At 66.6% G+C, this 19191-nt stretch carries 11 protein-coding genes and 2 pseudogenes; 10 read left to right on the top strand and 3 right to left on the bottom strand.

The features are described from left to right. Nucleotides 1–289 (bottom strand): annotated as a pseudogene (locus tag VH88_RS16345) (VWA domain-containing protein); the annotation flags it as partial. Between the two features lie 164 nt (nt 290–453). On the opposite strand from VH88_RS16345, the gene VH88_RS00195 reads away from it, so the two are divergent. The 7 genes from VH88_RS00195 (at nt 454) to VH88_RS00165 (ending at nt 9969) form a co-directional block, all read left to right on the top strand. Then, nucleotides 454–2307, top strand: a complete 1854-nt coding sequence (locus VH88_RS00195) for a monovalent cation:proton antiporter-2 (CPA2) family protein (protein ID WP_045809462.1) — start codon at nt 454–456, stop codon at nt 2305–2307. 62 nt (nt 2308–2369) lie between these two features. Then, nucleotides 2370–3389 (top strand): S1/P1 Nuclease, encoded by a 1020-nt coding sequence (locus VH88_RS00190; RefSeq protein ID WP_045809461.1) that lies wholly within the window; start codon nt 2370–2372, stop codon nt 3387–3389. Between the two features lie 5 nt (nt 3390–3394). Beyond that, the gene (locus VH88_RS00185; RefSeq protein ID WP_045809460.1) at nt 3395–4186 is read left to right on the top strand and encodes an RNA methyltransferase; all 792 of its coding nucleotides are present in this window, start codon (nt 3395–3397) and stop codon (nt 4184–4186) included. After that, nucleotides 4183–4506 (top strand): YnfA family protein, encoded by a 324-nt coding sequence (locus tag VH88_RS00180; RefSeq protein ID WP_045809459.1) that lies wholly within the window; start codon nt 4183–4185, stop codon nt 4504–4506. The genes VH88_RS00185 and VH88_RS00180 overlap by 4 nt, the downstream gene beginning before the upstream one ends. Before the next feature lie 164 nt (nt 4507–4670). Continuing rightward, nucleotides 4671–5915 (top strand): Na+/H+ antiporter NhaA, encoded by a 1245-nt coding sequence (nhaA, locus tag VH88_RS00175; protein WP_045809458.1) that lies wholly within the window; start codon nt 4671–4673, stop codon nt 5913–5915. Nucleotides 5916–6118: 203 nt separating this feature from the next. Next, nucleotides 6119–8758 (top strand): TonB-dependent receptor, encoded by a 2640-nt coding sequence (locus VH88_RS00170; RefSeq protein WP_045809457.1) that lies wholly within the window; start codon nt 6119–6121, stop codon nt 8756–8758. A 227-nt stretch (nt 8759–8985) separates the two neighbouring features. Further along, nucleotides 8986–9969 (top strand): sensor histidine kinase, encoded by a 984-nt coding sequence (locus VH88_RS00165; protein ID WP_045809456.1) that lies wholly within the window; start codon nt 8986–8988, stop codon nt 9967–9969. A gap of 81 nt (nt 9970–10050) precedes the next feature. Here VH88_RS00165 and VH88_RS00160 read toward each other — a convergent pair whose 3' ends face one another. Together VH88_RS00160 and VH88_RS00155 are read right to left on the bottom strand one after the other, a co-directional pair. After that, the gene (locus tag VH88_RS00160; protein ID WP_045809455.1) at nt 10051–13257 is read right to left on the bottom strand and encodes an efflux RND transporter permease subunit; all 3207 of its coding nucleotides are present in this window, start codon (nt 13255–13257) and stop codon (nt 10051–10053) included. Between the two features lie 12 nt (nt 13258–13269). Then, nucleotides 13270–14421: an efflux RND transporter periplasmic adaptor subunit gene (locus VH88_RS00155; RefSeq protein ID WP_045809454.1), complete on the bottom strand. Its 1152-nt coding sequence runs from the start codon at nt 14419–14421 to the stop codon at nt 13270–13272. 168 nt (nt 14422–14589) lie between these two features. Here VH88_RS00155 and lepA point away from each other — a divergent pair, with 168 nt between their 5' ends. From lepA to VH88_RS00140, 3 genes and pseudogenes are all read left to right on the top strand, one after another. Beyond that, nucleotides 14590–16398, top strand: a complete 1809-nt coding sequence (gene lepA / locus VH88_RS00150) for a translation elongation factor 4 (RefSeq protein ID WP_045809453.1) — start codon at nt 14590–14592, stop codon at nt 16396–16398. Between the two features lie 103 nt (nt 16399–16501). Next, nucleotides 16502–18304, top strand: a complete 1803-nt coding sequence (locus tag VH88_RS00145; protein ID WP_197070945.1) for a class I SAM-dependent DNA methyltransferase — start codon at nt 16502–16504, stop codon at nt 18302–18304. Further along, a pseudogene (locus VH88_RS00140) lies at nt 18301–19184 on the top strand (BsuBI/PstI family type II restriction endonuclease). Before VH88_RS00145 ends, VH88_RS00140 begins: the two are co-directional and overlap by 4 nt. Nucleotides 19185–19191: the final 7 nt, after the last annotated feature.

Here is a 19191-nt window from a genome sequence, read left to right as displayed (position 1 = left end):
GCGCGGGCGGGGGTGGCGGGCCCGGTATATTGACGGGCGGGCCGGTATATTCGACGCGATCTTCCTTACGGCTTGGCGTGATGTTCACGGGAGGCGGCGCCACACGCCGCACCGGAGGCGCAGCGACCGGAGCGGGCTGGCCCAGGTCGAAACCCAGCGGACCACAGGCCGCAGGCGTCGGTTCGCCATCCAGCGGCTTGGCAAGTGCGACGGACGGCAGCGCCACTGGAGGCGCTGCAAAAGAAACGCTCAGCAGCGAAATGGCCGCGATCCTGATGACACGTGACATGGCTTCCTCCGGTTGTTGTCTTGTCGCCAGTCACGGGTCGTCCTGGGGCGAAACTGTGGCGATAGAACCCCCTCGACGCACGATGATCTTTCAGCGTGTCTTTCGTGTCCTCTCGCAATCGCAGACCAAGACCTCCACAATAGAAGCCAAGCTTGGGGGATGCGATGGCTGAGGCGACGACGGGACTGGATCTGGGCGCGGCGGCCGCTCTGCTGGCCGCGGGCGTGCTCGCCGTGCCGGTGTTCAAGCGCATCGGCCTGGGGTCGGTGCTGGGCTATCTGGCGGCGGGCCTGGCCATCGGTCCCTTCGGCCTGAAGCTGTTTCGCGAGCCCGAGACCATCCTGCACGTCGCCGAGTTCGGCGTGGTCATCTTCCTGTTCATCATCGGGCTGGAGATGCGGCCCAAACGTCTGTGGGGACTGAGGAAGGAAATCTTCGGCCTCGGCGCGGCCCAGGTGCTGTTCTGCGGCCTGATCCTGACCCTGACGGCGATGCTGGCCGGCTTCTTCGCGCCCGTCGCCTTCGTCGGCGCCATGGGCTTTGTCCTGTCGTCCACCGCGGTCATCATGCAGATGCTGGAGGAGCGCGGCGAGATCGCGGGCGGGTCCGGCCAGCGGGCGGTCTCCATCCTGTTGCTCGAAGACCTGGCCATCGTGCCGCTCCTGGCCATCGTCGCCGTCCTGGCCTCGGTGCTGGGCGTGGCGAACGAACAGGCGCCGCCCCTGTGGCAGACCGTCGGCTTCGCGGTCGCGGCGGTCGGCGGTGTGCTGCTGGCCGGCAAATATCTGGTCAATCCGGTCTTCCGCCTGCTGGCCCAGTACGGCGGCCGCGAGGTGATGACGGCGGCGGCCCTGCTGGTAGTGGTCGGCGCCGCCTGGGCCATGTCCCTGGGCGGCCTGTCCATGGCCATGGGCGCCTTCCTGGCCGGGGTCCTATTGTCGGAATCCACCTTCCGTCATCAGCTGGAGGCCGACGTCGAGCCGTTCCGCGCCATCCTGCTGGGCCTGTTCTTCCTGAGCGTCGGCATGTCGCTGGACGTGTCGGTCGTGGTCGCCGACTGGCGTCTGGTGCTGGGCGGGGTCGTGGCCTTCATGCTGGTCAAGGGTGTGGGCATCTATGCCGTCGCGCGCCTGTTCAAGGCCTCGCACCATGAGGCGGTCGAGCGCGCCGGCCTGTTCGCGCAAGGCGGCGAGTTCGCCTTCGTCCTGTACGGCGCCGCCGTCGCCGCCGGCCTGTTCGACGCCCGCATCGGGGCGATGATGTCGGCGGTGGTGATCCTGTCGATGGCCCTGACGCCCCTGACCTCGCTGCTGATCGCGCGGCTGTCGCCCAAGCCGGTCTTGGACGCCGAAAGCGCCGAGGGCGTGGATTTCGCCAAGGACCTGCGCGGCCAGGTGCTGATCATCGGCTTCGGCCGTTTCGCCCAGGTCGTGTCCCAACCCCTGCTGGCCCGCGACGTGGACGTGTCGATCATCGAGAACGACGTGGAGATGATCCAGGCCGCCTCCCAGTTCGGGTTCAAGGTCTACTACGGCGACGGCACCCAGCTGCACACCCTGCGCGCGTCGGGCGCGGAGGAGGCCGAGATGGTCCTGGTCTGCGTGGACAAGCCCGAGGCCGCCGATCGCATCGTTGAACTGGTCAAGTCCGAGTTCCCGACCACCAGGATCATGGCTCGCGCCTTCGACCGAGGGCATTCGATGCGCCTGATCCAGGCCGGGGTGGACTACCAGATCCGCGAGACCTTCGAGTCGGCGCTCAAGTTCGGCGAGCGCGCCCTGGTCGAACTGGGGCTGGACGAGCATGAGGCGGCCGAGACCATCGGCGACGTGCGCCGTCGCGACGAGGCCCGCCTGGACCTGCAGCTGACCGGCGGGCTCAAGGCCGGCCGCCAGCTGATGCGCGGCAATATGCCGACGCCCCAGCCCGCTCCCTACATCAAGCCCCGTCGCGAAGGCCGCCTCCTGAACGAGGACGAGGCGGGCCCGCCGTCGCCGCGCGAAACCGCCGACACCTAGCGGTGGAGGCGGCGGCGACGATGCGCTAGAGCGAGGCCTTCCCGTCTTTCCGAGGTCGCCTCATGAAACGTCTCGCCATCGCCGCCTTGGCCCTCGTCGCGGTCGCCGCGCCGGCTGTCACCGTCACCGCCTGGGGCAACACCGGCCACCGCCTGATCGGCGTGGCCGCGATGCGGGCCCTGCCGGACGAACTGCCGGCCTTCCTGCGCACCCCGGCCGCCATCGCCGATGTGGGCGAACTGGCGCGCGAGCCCGACCGCTGGAAGGGCGCCGGCCAGCCGCACGATCGCGAGCGCGACACCGCCCACTTCGTCGACCTTGACGACCAGGGTCGCGTCTACGACCAGCGCGGCATGAGCCTCAACGACCTGCCGCGCCTGAAGTCCGAATATGACGCCGCCCTGACCAAGGCCGGTCTGGACGTCGATGACGCCGGCTATCTGCCCTACGCCATGATGGACGCCTGGCAGCAGCTGGGCCGCGACTTCGCCTATTGGCGCGTGCTGAACGCCGCCGAAAAGCGTGAGACCAATATGGAGCGTCAGGCTTGGTACCGCGCCGACCGCCTCCGCCGCGAGGCCCTGATCCTGCGCGACATCGGCGTCATGGGCCACTACGTCGGCGACGGCTCGCAACCGCATCACACCAGCATCCACTACAACGGATGGGGCGACTTCCCGAACCCGGAAGGCTTCACCAACTCGCGCCAAACCCACGCCGTGTTCGAGGGTGAGTTCACCAACCGCGTCGCCCGTCTGGACGCCGTCGAGGCCGCCATGCCGGCCGCCAAACTGGACGGGTTCGACGTCAAGGCGCGCACCGTCTCCTATCTGACCACGACGCTCGGCACCGTGATCCCCTTCTATCGCCTTGAAAAGGCCGGCGGCTTCCGTGACGCAGACCCGCGCGGCGCGGCCTTCGTCAACGAACGTCTGGCGGCGGGCGCCGGCGAACTGCGCGACTTCATCGTCTCCGCCTGGACCGCCTCGGGTAGCGCCTCCATCGGCTGGCCCGCCGTCAAGGTCGCCGAGGTCGAGGCCGGAACCGCCGATCCCTGGATCGCCATGGTGGGCGAGGACTGATTGCGTTGTCCGAGCTGACACCTCCCGCCGTCATCCTCGACAAGTCGCAGATGGCCGAGAACATCGGCGCCGTGGCGCGGGTGATGGCCAACTTCGGCCTGTCGGACCTGCGTCTGGTCAGCCCCCGCGACGGCTGGCCCCAGGAGCGCGCCTGGGCCACGGCCTCGGGCGCGGACTGGGTGCTGGACGGGGTGCGGGTGTTCGACAGCGTCGCCGAGGCCATCGCCGACCTGAACACCGTCTTCGCCACCACCGCCCGCCCGCGCGAGACGCGCCAGCCCGTGCGCACCCCGCGCGAGGCCAGCCGCGTCCTGTATGACGACACCGCCTCGGGCCTGAAGACGGGCCTCTTGTTCGGCGGCGAGCGCGCCGGGCTGGAGACGACCGACATCGCCCTGTGCGCCGGCATCGTCACCATCCCGATCGACCCGAAGCACCACTCGCTGAACCTGGCCCAGGCCGTGGCGATCAACGCCTATGAGTGGCGCACCCTGATCCTGGACGCCCCGCCGCCGCGGTTCCGCGACAGCGAACCGCCGGCGTCGAAGGAGCTTCTGATCGGCATGTACGAGCACCTTGAGGAAGAGCTGGAAAACGGCGGCTTCTTCTATCCGCCTGAGAAGAAGCGCTCGATGAGCCAGAACCTGCGCGTCATGCTGGGCCGCGCCGCCTTCTCGGAGCAAGAGGTCGCCACCATGCGCGGCGCCATCCACGCCCTGTCGCGCGGCCGCGGCCGAGTCCTGGCCAAGATGGCGGCCGAACGCGCGGCCAAGGCCGACGCTGCTAAGCCGGAGTGAAAACCCTGCTGATCTATCCGCTGGCGGCCCTGGCGGAGATCGGCGGCTGTTTCGCCTTCTGGGCCTGGCTGAAGTTGGATCGTTCACCCCTGTGGCTGGCGCCCGGCGTCGCCTGCCTGATCGCCTTCGCCTGGCTCCTGACCCTGGTTCCCAGCGACGCGGCGGGCCGCGCCTTTGCGGCCTACGGCGGCGTCTATATCTGCGCCTCCCTGATCTGGATGGCGCTGGTCGAAAAGACCCCGCCGGATCGCTGGGACATCCTGGGCGGCCTCGTTTGTCTGGTCGGCGCCGGGCTCATCCTATTCGGCCCGCGCGGCTAGCCTGCTTCGGCTTGGCTTGGCCTGCCTGATCCTCTATTCTGGCCCCAGCCATCAGGTCGCCCCGTGCGGCCAGGCCGGCGCGCCGAGTTTGGTTTGCGAATCCGGTCCGACGCCCGTCGATAACCTGGCGTCACGACGAAACTTCCGTTCGCTAGTAGGCCGCCGTGGCACGCAAACTGACACTCGATTTCCTCAAGACCGAGGCCGCATCCGGCTCGGCGCTGGCGCTGGCCGCCATCGCCGCCGTGGCGATCGCCAACTCGCCCTGGTCGGCTGACTATTTCGCCTGGCTGAAGAGCTACCACGTCCTGCAGATCGGCCCGATCCGGCTGGAGGAGACGATCTCCGACTGGATCAAGGAAGGGTTGATGGCGATCTTCTTCCTCGTGGTGGGGCTGGAGATCAAATACGAGATCGTGCGCGGCGAACTGAGCGACCCGCGCAAACTGGCCACGCCGGTGCTGGCGGCGCTCGGCGGCATGGCGGGGCCGGCGGCGGTCTATCTGCTGTTGTCCGGCGCCATCGGGGCGCCGCACGCCGGCTGGCCCATCCCGCTGGCGACCGACATCGCCTTTGCCCTGGCCATCTTCGGCTTCGTCGGCAAGGGCTTGCCGTCATCGTTGCGGGTCTTCCTGCTGACCCTGGCCATCGTCGATGACCTCGGGGCCATCGCGCTGATCGCCGTGCTGTTCAGCGAGGGCGCGAACTGGACGCCGCTGTTCTGGGCGCTGGGCGCGCTGGCCGTCGGCGCGGTCGCGGCGCACCGCATCCGCATCCCTGCGCCCTTCTGGGTGCTGGGGTTCGCCCTGGTCTGGTATCTGACGGTGCTGTCGGGGCTCAGCACCTCGCTCACCGCCGTGGCCTTCGCCATGATCGTGCCGATCAAGGGCCGCGCCGAAGACGGCCAGAGCCCGCTGAAGGAGGCGATGCACGATCTGCACCCTTGGAACGCCTTCCTGGTCCTGCCGCTGTTCGCCTTCGCCAAGGCGGGCGTCTCCTTCGCCGGTCTGTCGATGGAGCAGGCGTTCGCGCCCCTGGTCATCGCCATCGCCCTGGGCCTGCTCGTCGGCAAGCAGATCGGCGTCCTGGGCGCCGCCTGGCTGGCTTCGGCGCTGAAGATCGGCGCGCGGCCGACGGGCGCCAGCTGGCTGCAAGTCTATGGCGTTTCCCTGCTGTGCGGGGTCGGCTTCACCATGAGCCTGTTCATCGGCGTTCTGGCCTTCCCCGGCGCGGTCGATTCGCCCGAACAGGTCGAGGTCAAACTGGGCGTCATCGGCGGCTCGATCCTGTCGGCGATCGCGGCGGCCCTGGTGCTGGGTTTCGCCGGTCGGGGCCGCCAGATGGATCCCGCCGCCCTGCACCCTGAAGTGGAGCCGCTGGGGCCGAAAGACGGGCAAAAACTGACCTAGCGTCAGGGTTTTCTGTCGCTTCCTCGACACACAAAGGCGAATCCACGGCGAAAAATGGTCGCGGGTAACAACGCTCGCTTGTCGGTCGGCCCGAACCGCGCTTAGCCTGTCCCCAACGAATGATCCCCCGCGTAGGGGACGTCGAGGGAACAGGAAACGCTGCGATCGCCAATGGCGTCGCAACTTCAGCCGGGAGGACGCCGATGCGCCGCAATCTTCAACTCAGGACAACCGTGTCCGCCGCCGTCATCGGCGCCGCCGTCATGGGCTTCGCCAGCGTCGCCGCCGCGCAGGAAGCGCCCGCCAGCGTCGACGACATCATCGTCACCGCCCAGAAGCGCGAACAGAGCCTGCAGGACGTGCCGATCGTGGTCACGACCCTGTCGCAGGAAGTCCTGGACGGCGCGGGCGTGCAGGACATCAAGGATCTGCAGATCCTGACGCCCGGCATGACCGTCACCTCGACCCAGTCGGAAGCCTCGACCACCGTCCGTATTCGCGGCGCCGGCACCGTCGGCGACAACCCCGGCCTGGAAAGCTCGGTCGGCGTGGTGATCGACGGCGTCTATCGCTCGCGCAACTCGGTCGGCTTCGGCGATCTGGGCGAACTGAGCCGCATCGAGGTCCTGAAGGGCCCGCAGGGCACCCTGTTCGGCAAGAACACCTCGGCCGGCGTCATCAACATCATCACCGAGCGTCCGTCGTTCGATCCGTCGATCTCGGGCGAACTGACCGGCGGCAACTTCGGCGCCATCGGCGGTTCGGTCTCGGTCACGGGCGGCCTGACCGACCAGATCGCGGGTCGCCTGTTCGTCGCGCACCGCGAGCGTGACGGCTTCTACGACGTCAACAACGGCGACGGCCCCAACACCCGCAAGGACGACCAGAACCAGGACTACTGGACCACGCGCGGTCAGTTGCTGATCCTGCCCAGCGACGACGTCTCGGTGCGCCTGATCGCCGACTACACCAAGCGCGAGGAATACTGCTGCGTCGCCGTGCAGACGCGCGTCGGCCCGACCCAGGCCTTCATCGCCGCCCTGACCGCGCCGAACGGCCCGGGCCAGCGTCCGCCGGTCGCCGGCTTCGGCACGGTGCCCTTCTCGCGCCTGGCCTATTCGAACCGCGAGACGCCGCAAGAGATCGAGGACATGGGTCTGTCGGCGGAAGCGACCATCGACTTCCCCAGCATCAACGCCACCCTGACGTCGCAGACCTCGTGGCGCGACTGGTCGTTCCAGCAGGGGATGGACACGGACTACACCGGCGCCGACATCCTGTACCGCGCCAACGACGGCTCGAACGGCTACGGCGTCGACAACCTGACGCAGGAGTTCCGCCTGGCCGGCACGTCCGACAAGCTGGACTGGCTGGTCGGTCTGTTCGCCACCAAGGAAGGCGTCTATCGCGACGACAGCTATGTCTATGGCTCGGACTACAACGCCTTCGCCTCCCTGCTGCTGACGGCGTCCCTGCCGGCGGCCGTGGGCGGCCCCAGCCCGTCGCGCCTGGGCTGCTTCACCAATCCGAACGGCTTCCTGGTCGGCACCGCCGGCGCGGCCGCGGGTCAGCCGCTGTGCGTGATCGGCGCGGTGCCGCCCAGCGCGGCCGCCCCGACCTTCGGCGTCGGCAAGGCCTATGAAGACCACTATTCGCAGCGTTCGGAATCGGTCGCTGTCTTCACCAACAACACCTACCGGGTGACCGAGGCCTTCGATATCAACCTGGGTCTGCGCTACACTTATGACAGCAAGCGCCTGCTGGGCATCCAGGACAACCTGGGCACCAACGGCGCGGCCTGCGGCGGCGCCCTGGCTAATCAGAACCCGGCCAACCGCACCGTGTCGCCGATCCCCGGCACCGCCAACGTCGCCACGCCGGCCGCTGCGCTCGGCCTGCTGTGCCTGCCCTGGTCCAACCCGCAGTACGACGGTCGCCGGATCCAGGAGAAATTCAGCGACACCGACCTGTCGGGCACAATCAAGGCGTCCTACCGCTTCAATCCGTCGATCATGGTCTATGGCTCGTATGCGCGCGGCTACAAGGGCGCGGGCTACAATATGGACCGGGTGCAGACGGGCGTGACGCCGGACGCCTCGCTGTTCTTCAAGGCCGAAACCGTCGACAGCTATGAAGCGGGCGTCAAGACGACCCTGTTCGACCGCACCATGCTGCTGAACGTCACCTACTTCGACCAGAAGTTCGAGAACTTCCAGCTGAACACCTTCCTGGGCACCGCCTTCGTGGTGGAATCGATCCCGGAACTGACCTCGCGCGGCGTCGACGCCGACATGGTCTGGTTCACCCCGGTGGAGGGCCTAAGCTTCCAGGGCGGCGTGACCTACACCGACGCCAAATACGGCCAGTTCGGCGCCGGCGACCTGTCCAGCCCCGGCCGCTTCCCGCAGCTGTCGCTGCTGCCGGGCGCGCGTGCGTCCTTCGCTCCGGAATGGTCGCTGACCGGCGCCCTGGCGTTCGACCGCGAACTGGGCGGCGGCCTGCGCGGCGGCTTCAACCTGTCGGCCAAGTATTCGACCGAATACAACACCGGCTCGGACCTGCTGCCGTACAAGAACCAGGACGCCTTCACCGTCGTCAACGGCCGGGTCTCGATCGGGTCGGCGGATGAGCGCTGGACGCTGGAAGTCTGGGGCCAGAACCTGCTGGAAGAAGAATACACCCAGGTCGGCTTCGCCGCGCCGCTGCAGGGTACGGCCTTCACCAACACCACGACGCCGCAAGCGAACGGCACCTACTACAACATCGCCACCGACACGGCGACCTACAACGCCTACCTCGGCGCCCCGCGCACCTACGGCGTGACGCTAAAGGTCAAATACTGATCGCTTCGCCGCAAGGCTGACCGACGAAGGGCCGACCGGGCGACCGGCCGGCCCTTTATCTTTTGCAATCAGGCCTGACAGCGGGCGCGACCCGGCGATGTCGAGACGGGGAGTCGGCCTGGGTTTCGGTCGATCAACGGGTTCCGGGCGCCGAACTGTTCTAGACGCGGACGTTAGACTGCCCGATACACGATTTTAACGACGCCCTGCGTCCACTGAGGAAGCGAATGCGTCACCAGAAGTTTCGAAATCCAGCCTGGCGCGGATACGCCTTGGCCGTCGTCGCCTTTTTGGTCGCGTTTGGCCTGCGCTACGGCCTGGCGCACTGGTTTCCGCCGGGCTTTCCCTATCTGACCTTCTTTCCGGCCGTGGTGCTGGTCGCCTACTATGCGGGCCTGCGGCCTGCGATCCTGACGGCGACCTTGTCGGGCCTGTCGGCCTGGTGGTTCTGGATCGGCCCGCCGGGCTTCGACCTGGGCGTCGCGACCTTCGTCGCCATCGGCTTTTACGCCTTCGTCGTCGCCGTCGACATCTTCTTCATCGTCGGCATGGACAAGGCGTCGGCCAAGCTGGCGCGCGAGGTCGAGCGCAGCACCGCCTTGGCGGAAAGCCGCGACATCCTGCTCCGGGAAGTGCAGCACCGGGTGTCGAACAACATCCAGATGGTCAGCGCCCTGCTGAAGCTGGAGGCGCGCACCACCGTCGATCCGGGCGCGAAAAAGGCCCTGACCGACGCCTCGGCCCGCACCGGTCTGGTCGCCCGCATCCAGCGCAGTCTGGCCGACGCCGATCAGAAGAAGACGGCCTTCCACGATGTGGCGCGATCGATCGTCGACGATGCGCTGACGGCGGCCGCGCGAGACGACGTGGTCGTCTCCATCTCCGGCGGCGATGTGGTCCTGTCGGCCGAGGAGGCCACGCCCGTGGTGCTGATCATGCTGGAATGCGTCAACAACGCGCTGGAGCATGGCTTTCCCGATCGGCCCGGCCGGATCACGATCGACCTGTGCGACGACGGCGCGGTGCGCACCCTGACCATCGCCGACGACGGCGTGGGCGTGGGCGAGGATACGGCCGCCGAACCGACCAGCCTGGGCCTGCGGATTATCACCGCCCTGGCTCGCCAGCTCGGCGGAGACTGGTCACTGCGACCCTCTTCGCCCGGCGCGATCGCCCGCCTGTCCTGGCCCAGCGCGCCCGTTGCGCCTTAGCGCCGACTCACACCACACCGCCAAGAGAAAGGCCCGGTCGGATCGCTCCGCCGGGCCTTGGTCGTTTCGGTCTTGGGCCGATCAGGCCGAACGATCTTGCGTCGTCGTCGGCTCTTCGTGACCGTGCTGGCCGTGGAACATCTTGTCCAACCGGCCTTCCAGGCGGCGCTTGACCCCGTCGATCAGGCTGAACACCACCGGCACGAACAACAGCGACAGGGCGGTCGAGGTGATCAGCCCGCCGATGACCGCGATGGCCATGGGCGAGCGGAAGGCGGTGCCTTCGCCGAACGCCGCCGCGATGGGCAGCATCCCCAGGCCCATCGCCATGGTCGTCATGATGATCGGCCGCGCCCGCTTGTGGGCCGCGTCCATCAGGGCGTCGTGGCGGTTCATCCCCTTGTCGATCGCCATGATGGCGTAGTCGACCAGCAGGATGGAGTTCTTCGCCGCGATCCCGGTCAGCATGATGATGCCGATCAGGGCCGGCATGGACAGCGACTTGCCCGTCACCAGCAGCAGGAAGAAGGCGCCGCCGAACGACACGGGAAGCGCCGCCAGGATGGTGATCGGGTGGAAGAAGCTTTTGAACAGCAGGACCAGCACGACATACATCAGCAGAATGCCGGTGATGATGGCGAAGGCGAAGCCCATGCCCAGCTCCTGGAAGCTTTCGGCGTCGCCGGACGGCTTCTGGCTGACGCCCTGCGGCAGGGACTTGATCGCGGGCAGGGCGTTCACCGCCTGGGTGCCCTGGCTCAGGGTCAGGCCGCTCAGTTCGGCGGTGATGTTGGCCACCCGCAGTCGGTCCAGACGATTGATCTGGTTGGGTCCTGCGCCGAAGCTGATGTCCGCCACCGCCGACAGGGGCACCGTCGCGCCCGACGCCGTCGGCACCTGAAGGTTCTCCAGCACGCCCAGATCCGAGCGCGCCTGTTCCGTCAGCATGACCCGGATCGGCACCTGACGGTCGCCCAGATTGAACTTGGGCAACAGCTGATCGGCGTCGCCCAGGGTGGCGACGCGCGCCACCTGGCTGATGTCCTGGGTCGACACCCCTTGCAGGGCGGCGACATCGGCGCGCGGCGTGACCAGGATTTCCGGCCGCACGAGCGAGGCAGAGGACACCACATTGGACAGGCCGGGAATGCTGCGCATCTCGCGCTCGACCTTGGCGGCCGCGGGCTCGAGCACATTGGGATCGTCGCCGACCAGGGCGATGGTCAGAAGGCTGGACCCGCCGCCGCCGCCTGCGACGCCGAACTGGATCCGCGCGCCAGGGATCTGGCGCAACACCGGTCCCATGTCGCGTTCGAATTCCTGCTGGCTCAGCTTGCGGTCCCAACGCCCGACCAGATTGACGGTCAGGTTGGCGCTGCGCACCTCGCCGGCCGATCCACCGCCGCCGGGGCCGAAGCTGGTCGTCGCCGAACCGACGGACGAATAGACCGACTCGACCTCGGGCCGCTTCATCAGTTCGCGGTTGATGCGCTGCACGGCCGAATCCGTCTCGGCCAGGGTCGCGCCCGGCGGCAACTGCACCGTCACGGTGGAGCGCGAGATGTCCTCGACCGGGATGAACTCGCCCGGCAGCTTCGTCGCCATGAAGATCGACAGGAAGAAGAACAGGACCCCCATCCCCAGCACCCACAGCCGGTGATCGAACATCCGGTCCGCGACCTTGCGGCGGAACCAGCTTGCGCGCGGGTGGTGGTCGGCCCTGCGCTTGCGCCAGTCGTCGCCCAGCGCCCAGTTCAGGGCCTTCAGATAGGGCCCCATCCAGAAGGGCTCCTTATGCTCCTTGCCCTGGTCGCGCTTCAGCAGATAGGCGCCCATGAGGGGCGTCAGGGTCCGCGCCACGAGCAGAGAGAACAGAACGCTCACGCAGGTGGCGATGGCGAAGCTCTTGAAGAACTGGCCCACGACGCCGGGCATGAAGCCGGTGGGGGCGAACACCGCCACCAGGGTCGCCGTCGTCGCCATGACCGCCAGGCCGATCTCGTCGGCCGCCTCGATGGCGGCGGGGTAGGGGGCCTTGCCGTCGCGGATGTGGCGGACGATGTTCTCGATCTCCACGATGGCGTCGTCCACCAGGATGCCGATGGTCAGCGACAGGGCCAGCAGCGTCACGACGTTCAGCGACTGGTTCGTCAGGTCCATCACCCAGAAGGTCGGGATCAGCGACAGCGGCATGGCCACCGCCGCGATCAGGGTCGCGCGCCAGTCCCGCAGGAAGATGAAGACGACCGCGATCGCCAGCAGGGCGCCCAGCACCAGCGTCTCGACCGAGGCGTGGAAGTTGTTGACGACGTCCTCTGTGGTGTTGGCCACCTCCTCGATGGCGACGTCGCCGCGCTCCTGGTCCAGCTTCTCGATCTCGGCCTTGACGCGGTCATAGACGTCCACCTCGGACGAGCCGATGGCGCGCGAGACGCCGAAGCCGACGACTTCCTGACCGTTGAAGCGGGCGCGGCCGCGCGGCTCGGACCATTCGTCGGTGATCTGGCCCAGGTCGCCCAGGCGCACGCTGCGGCTGCCGATGGGGATCAGGGTCTCGCGCAGCTGTTCGACCGACTTGGCCGAACCGACGGTGCGGATGGCCTGCTCCTCGCCTGCGATCTCGCCGCGGCCGCCCGGCAGGTTGATGTTGGAGGCGCGCAGCTGGTTCGACACCTGGGCCGCCGTCACGCCCGACGCGGCCAGCCGCGCGGGGTCCAGCTTGATGCGGATTTCACGGCTGACGCCGCCGTCACGGCTGATCTGGCTGACGCCGCGCACCGACAGCAGGCGTTTGGCCACGGTGTTGTCGACGAACCAGCTCAGCTCCTCGGGGCTCATGCCCGGCGCCCGCACCACATAGTTGGCGAAGGGGATGGCGGTGAACTCGATGCGTTGGACGATCGGTTCCTGCACGTCGGCGGGCAGGTTCTGTCGGATGCCGCTGACGGCGTTGCGGACGTCGTTGGTGACCTTCTCCAGGTTCACGCCCAACTGGAACTCGATCGAGGTGGTGGACACGCCCTCGTTGACGACCGAGGTGATGTGCTTGACCGAGCCCAGGCCCGCCACCGCATCCTCGACCAGCCGGGTGACCTGGGTCTCCATCTCGGTCGGGGCCGCGCCGGCCTGGACCACCGTCACGGCGACGACCGGCAGATCCACGTCGGGGAAGTTGTTCGTCCTGAGCTTGAAATAGCTCATCGTCCCCGCGATCGTCAGGACGACGAACAGCAGGACGATGGGGATCGGGTTCCTGATCGACCAGGACGAGATGTTCTGAAAGCCCATCGGTCCGGTTCCTTAGCGCGCGGCGGCAGGCGCGGGGGCAGGGGCGGCGGGCGTCGCCGGCTGGGGCGCGGCGGTCGCCGGGGCCACCGTCACATGGTCGCCTTCGCCCAGGAAGCCTGCGCCCTGCACGACGACGCGCTGACCGGCCTGGACGCCCGTGACCGCGACGCGGTCGCCGCTGCGAACCCCGGTCGTGACCGGGACGAAGCGGACGACATCGCCCTGAGCCACGACATAGACCCCGGCCTTGGCCTCGCGATAGACGACCGCCGAGGCCGGCACGACCAGGGCGGGCTGATCGCCGACGGCGATCTCGGCGCGGGCGAACATACCGGGCCGCAGCTGGGCGCCGGGCGCCAGGGAGATGCGGGCCAGGCCCAGGCGGGTCTGCGCATTGACCTCGGGCGTGACGATGCGGACCGAGCCGGTGGTCTGGCCGGCCTCGCTGGAAGTCACGATCGCGGACTGACCGGCGCGCACCAGCGACAGTTCGGTCTCCGGCACCTGGGCGTCCAGCTCAAGCCGGCCGTCGCGAACCATGCGGAACAGCTCAGTTCCGGCGGCGATGATCTGGCCCTTGGTGACGCTGCGGCTGATGATCAGGCCGCTGACGGGCGCGCGGATGGTCGCCTGCGACAACTGGGTCTGGGTCTGGCTGAGGGCCGCGCGGGCGGCGGCCAGATTGGCGTTCGAGCTGCGCTGATTGGCGAGGGCCGTGTCCAGCGACGCCTGGCTGAGGAAGCCGCGTTCCTTCAGCTGCTGCGCGCGATCGAGCGCGGCGTTGTCACGGGCCACATTGGCCTCGGCCAGTTGCACCTGGGCCTGCTGCTGGCGCAGCTGGGCGCGCAGCAGGACGTCGTTCATCTGCACCAGCGGCTGGCCCTGACGCACGTAGGAGCCTTCGTCCACATAGACGGCGACGGCGGTCAGGCCGCCGGTCTCGGCCGCCACCGGCACCTCTTCCCAGGCGGAGACGGAGCCCGAGGCGCTGACCGTGCGGGCCAGGTTGATCTGGGTCACGGTCGCGGCGGTCACGGTCTGGCGCGCGCCGGCCGCCTCCTTGCCGTCGGCCTTCTTGTCGTCTCCGCCGCCGCAGCCGGCCAGCAGCAGGACGGCCAGAACGGCCGCACCGGCCAAGAGAGTGGGTCGGGTCGTCTGGAGCACGGAAAAACGTCCTTGAAGAGCGATCAGGCGATGGCTGTCTCCTTATCGCGTCACAGGGCCGCGCTCAAAGACAAACGCCATCATTGCAAAGCTGTAATACGCCTGTTGATCGGGGCCGGATCGTGCCGCGTCTGGTCCCCGGCGCCCGCGCGTGATAGGGGCGCGCGGATGACGACTCCCCCGATCTCGAACATTCGCAACTTCAGCGTGGTCGCGCACATCGACCATGGCAAGTCGACCCTGTCCGACCGCCTGATCCAGCACACCGGCGGCCTGACCGCGCGCGAGATGTCCGAGCAGGTGCTCGACAATATGGAGATCGAGAAGGAACGGGGCATCACCATCAAGGCCCAGACCGTGCGCCTGACCTACAAGGCCAGGGACGGCGAGGAATACATCCTGAACCTGATGGACACGCCGGGCCACGTGGACTTCGCCTATGAGGTCAGCCGGTCCCTGGCCGCCTGCGAAGGCTCGCTGCTGGTCGTGGACGCCTCGCAAGGAGTCGAGGCCCAGACCCTGGCCAATGTCTATCAGGCCATCGACAACAACCACGAGATCGTCCCGGTCCTGAACAAGGTCGATCTGCCGGCCGCCGAGCCGGACCGCGTGCGCGCCCAGATTGAGGACGTGATCGGCATCGACGCCTCCGAAGCCGTCCTGGCCAGCGCCAAGTCCGGCATCGGCATCGAGGAGGTGCTTGAGGCCATCGTCACCAAGCTGCCGGCGCCCAAGGGGGATGTGAATGCGCCCCTGAAGGCCATGCTGGTCGACGCCTGGTACGACCCCTACCTCGGCGTCGTCGTGCTGGTGCGCGTCTTCGACGGCGTGCTGAAGACCGGCATGCGGGTCAAGATGATGCGCAACGGCTCGACCCACCTGATCGACCGTGTCGGCGTCTTCCTGCCCAAGAACACGCCGGTCGATCAACTCGGCCCCGGCGAGGTCGGCTTCATCACCGCCCAGATCAAGGAAGTCGCCCACGCCGCCGTCGGCGACACCATCACCGACGAGAAGAAGCCGACCGCCGAACCGCTGAAGGGGTTCAAGGAAGTCCAGTCGGTGGTCTTCTGCGGCCTGTTCCCGGTGGACGCCGCCGACTTCGAGGATCTGCGCGCCGCGATCGGCAAGCTGCGCCTGAACGACGCCTCCTTCACCTATGAGATGGAGAGCTCGGCGGCCCTGGGCTTCGGCTTCCGCTGCGGCTTCCTGGGTTTGCTGCACCTGGAGATCATTCAGGAGCGCCTGAGCCGTGAGTTCAACCTCGACCTGATCGCCACGGCGCCGTCCGTCGTCTACAAGATCGGCCTGCGCGACGGCTCCGAAATCGACCTGCATAACCCCGCCGACCTGCCCGACGTGATGCAGATCGAGACCATCGCCGAACCCTGGATCAAGGCCACCATCCTGACCCCGGACGAGTACCTGGGCGGCGTCATCAAGCTGTGTCAGGACCGTCGCGGCCAGCAGATCGAACTGTCCTACGTCGGCAACCGGGCGATGGTGGTCTATGAGCTGCCGCTGAACGAGGTGGTGTTCGACTTCTACGACCGACTGAAGTCGATCTCGAAGGGCTATGCCTCGTTCGACTACGAGATCACCGAATACAAGGTCGGCGACCTGGTGAAGATGTCCATCCTGGTCAACGCCGAGCCGGTGGACGCCCTGTCCATGCTGGTCCACCGCGCCCGCGCCGAGACGCGCGGCCGGGGCATGGTCGAGAAGATGAAGGAACTGATCCCGCCCCACCTGTTCCAGATCCCGATCCAGGCGGCCATCGGCGGCAAGATCATCGCCCGCGAGACCGTCCGCGCCCTGCGCAAGGACGTGACCTCGAAATGCTACGGCGGCGACGCCACCCGCAAGAAGAAGCTGCTGGAGAAACAGAAGGCCGGCAAGAAGCGCATGCGCCAGTTCGGCAAGGTCGAGATCCCGCAGGAAGCCTTCATCGCCGCCCTGAAAATGGACGAGGATTGAGGGGCCAGCTGCGGTAGGAGGTCCATCCAAGCTTCAGGTTGACCAGCAATTTGTTGAAACTCAAGCTCCGTTCTAACACTGGAACGATTCAAGAACGAATCTGGTGGCAAAGCTGATGAGCGCTAATCTGAAGCTGATCGTTCGACCTTTGGCCATGGAGGTCGAACCTGAGGTCGCTCGATATGAACTTGCGCGAATTCGGACGTTAGCGCGCGTTTGGATCGCCGCTACGCCAGAGCCGCAGCGTCGCGAGATGTCGGCCGTGTTTGTGCGTCGTGCTTTTGACCGTTTAGCGCTTCTTGTCGAACCTGATCTGAAGTTGAACACACCACCGGCAACGCCATTCGGTTTGCTGGATGCGACGGCGCGCGGAATGGCAGATGCTCTAGGTGACGCAGCAGCCGCGCTTCCACTGGAGGAGGCGGCCTATAGCTTGTCGTCGCTCTATACGGTGATGCTGAGTTCTCATGATCGCGGCACGCTAGGGGCGTTCTACACACCGCCCGCGCTCGTCAGTCGTTTGATTGCGCTGGCCGAAGAAGCTGGCGTGGACTGGGCGAAGGCGCGTGTTCTTGACCCTGCCGTGGGCGGCGGCGCCCTTCTTCTTCCAGTCGTTACTCGAATGGTCGCGGCCTTGGATGGGGCAGAACCACGTGTCATTCTCAGCCAGATCGAGCGTCGATTTAAAGGATTGGAGTTAGACCCATATGCAGCGGGTTTTGCTCAGACAGCTCTTGATCTCGCGTTAGCTCCCTTATCACGCGCTGCTCGCCGGAACGCGCCCCGAGTCATTGAAGTCGTTGATACCTTGGAGCGCGCTCCGAAGGCCGACTATGATCTCGTTATCGGCAATCCGCCTTATGGCCGGGTCCGTCTCACGCCCGAGCAAAGGCAACGATTTGCGCGCAGTCTCTACGGTCACGCCAATCTCTACGGCGTTTTCACGGATATCGCTCTTCGTTGGACACGACCAAAAGGCGTCATCGCTTATCTGACCCCGACCAGCGTTTTGGGTGGGCAGTATTTTTCGGCGCTGCGCCGCTTGCTGGCCGAAGATGCGCCTCCTGAGGCGATCGATTTCGTGCATAGCCGAAAAGGGGTGTTCGAAGACGCCTTGCAGGAAACAATGCTCACGGTGTTTCGCAAGGGCGCCAAGTCAGGCGCGGCCCAAGTGCATTATGTGACTCTCGAGAATGAACGCGAAGCCGTTCTCGTCCGCAATGGAGCAATCAGTCTTCCCAAATCTCTGGATGCGCCTTGGCTGGCTCCACGGTCGCCCGATCAGTCGATCCTTGCGGCAGCGGCCTCGCGGATGACGACGCGTCTGTCGGGTTGGGGCTACAGGGTTTCGACAGGCCCTCTCGTCTGGAACCGGTTCAAGGATCAACTCTGTGAACGCGCCGGACGCGGTCGCCATCCGTTGATATGGGCTGAGGCGGTCAGCGCCGATGGTCGCTTCGGCTTCCGTGCTGAGAAGCGCAATCATGCCCCCTGGTTCGAAATTCGTACCGGCGACCAATGGCTGCTGACGCGGGAGCCTTGCGTCTTGGTCCAACGTACGACGTCCAAGGAGCAGGAGCGCCGATTGATCGCGGCTGAACTGCCTGCAGCCTTCATACGGACGCACAAGGCGGTCGTTGTCGAAAATCATCTCAACATGATCCGTCCTGTCGGCCGACCCAAGGTATCGCCGGCTTTGCTGGCGGCTGTGCTGAACAGCAAGGTCGTCGACGAGGTGTTTCGATGCATCAGCGGCAGCGTGGCGGTCTCCGCCTTCGAACTCGAAGCTGTGCCCCTCCCGACCGCTGCTGATATGACAGCGCTTGAACCCCTATTGAAGAAAGACGCCGACCTTACGGCCTTCGAAGCAGCCTTGCGTGCGCTCTATGTTGAGGCGGCGGCATGAGGTCTTTGCCCAGCCGCGATGAGGTTCATGCGCGTCTTCAGGCAATCTTCCCTGAAGGAACGCCGCACCGTGCCTATTGCACCCGGATGTTGGCCGCCAGCACGGTGTTCACCGCCCTCTACATCGGGGCGGTCGAAGGAGAAGAGGGCTGGCTCGGCCCCAAACACGTCTATCGCATGACGGATATCAAGGCGACGCCCGACGCATCGGACGCGGCTCGTCAAACCTATGCCGCCGACATTCTTAAGCCGGGCGGCTTCGCGGAGGGCGTCCGCTGGTATCAAGACAATACGCGCGAACCGATCCGCGATGAAACTCTGCGCGAGGGTTTGGTCGCAATGGGAGCAGTGATTGAACGCACCGACCTGCCTACTACCTCCAGCAAGCCGCGGTATGCACTTCGGAAAGATTTCGCAGATCTGTTCGATCCTACCCTTGAAGGCGATGTTCTGGTGTCGGCCATTACGGCTTGGAGCCGGGCGCATCTGAACGCCGGGGCGTTGGCGCGGATCGCCATCGTGCGCGGCGGCGCCAGCCAAGCGGACGATCAGGTCTTGGTCAACTTCCCCAATGGCGAAACTCAGCGCATGAAGCCTGGTCCGAGTTCGGTCATCACCAAGGCGGTGATCGAGGAGTTCGCCCCAAGGTTCCTAGCCAGTCCTACAGTCCTGTTTGTTTCAGAGAGCGGGGCGAAGGTCGTGGCCCGCTACGACGACATGGCCCGAAGGATCGGCAGGCGGACAAGAACCTACCCGACGTGATCCTTGCCGATATCGACGGCGAACATCCTTTGCTGGTCTTTGTGGAAGTGGTCGCCACGGATGGCCCCATCAACGAGCGTCGCAAGTCTGCGCTGGCCGCGTTTGATCTTCCCCCGTAAAAGTGGA

Origin of the sequence: Brevundimonas sp. KM4 (genome assembly GCF_000964075.1) — a bacterium.
GTDB lineage: Bacteria > Pseudomonadota > Alphaproteobacteria > Caulobacterales > Caulobacteraceae > Brevundimonas > Brevundimonas huaxiensis.
This window is presented reverse-complemented; position numbering and strand designations above follow the sequence as displayed.

Excerpts from the sequence above, each read along its gene's own strand:
- VH88_RS00190 (WP_045809461.1), top strand. The coding sequence starts at position 2,370 with ATGAAACGTCTCGCCATCGCCGCCTTGGCCCTCGTCGCGGTCGCCGCG.
- VH88_RS00170 (WP_045809457.1), top strand. The coding sequence starts at position 6,119 with ATGCGCCGCAATCTTCAACTCAGGACAACCGTGTCCGCCGCCGTCATC.
- VH88_RS00165 (WP_045809456.1), top strand. The coding sequence starts at position 8,986 with ATGCGTCACCAGAAGTTTCGAAATCCAGCCTGGCGCGGATACGCCTTG.
- VH88_RS00160 (WP_045809455.1), bottom strand. The coding sequence starts at position 13,257 with ATGGGCTTTCAGAACATCTCGTCCTGGTCGATCAGGAACCCGATCCCC.
- lepA (WP_045809453.1), top strand. The coding sequence starts at position 14,590 with ATGACGACTCCCCCGATCTCGAACATTCGCAACTTCAGCGTGGTCGCG.
- VH88_RS00195 (WP_045809462.1), top strand. The coding sequence starts at position 454 with ATGGCTGAGGCGACGACGGGACTGGATCTGGGCGCGGCGGCCGCTCTG.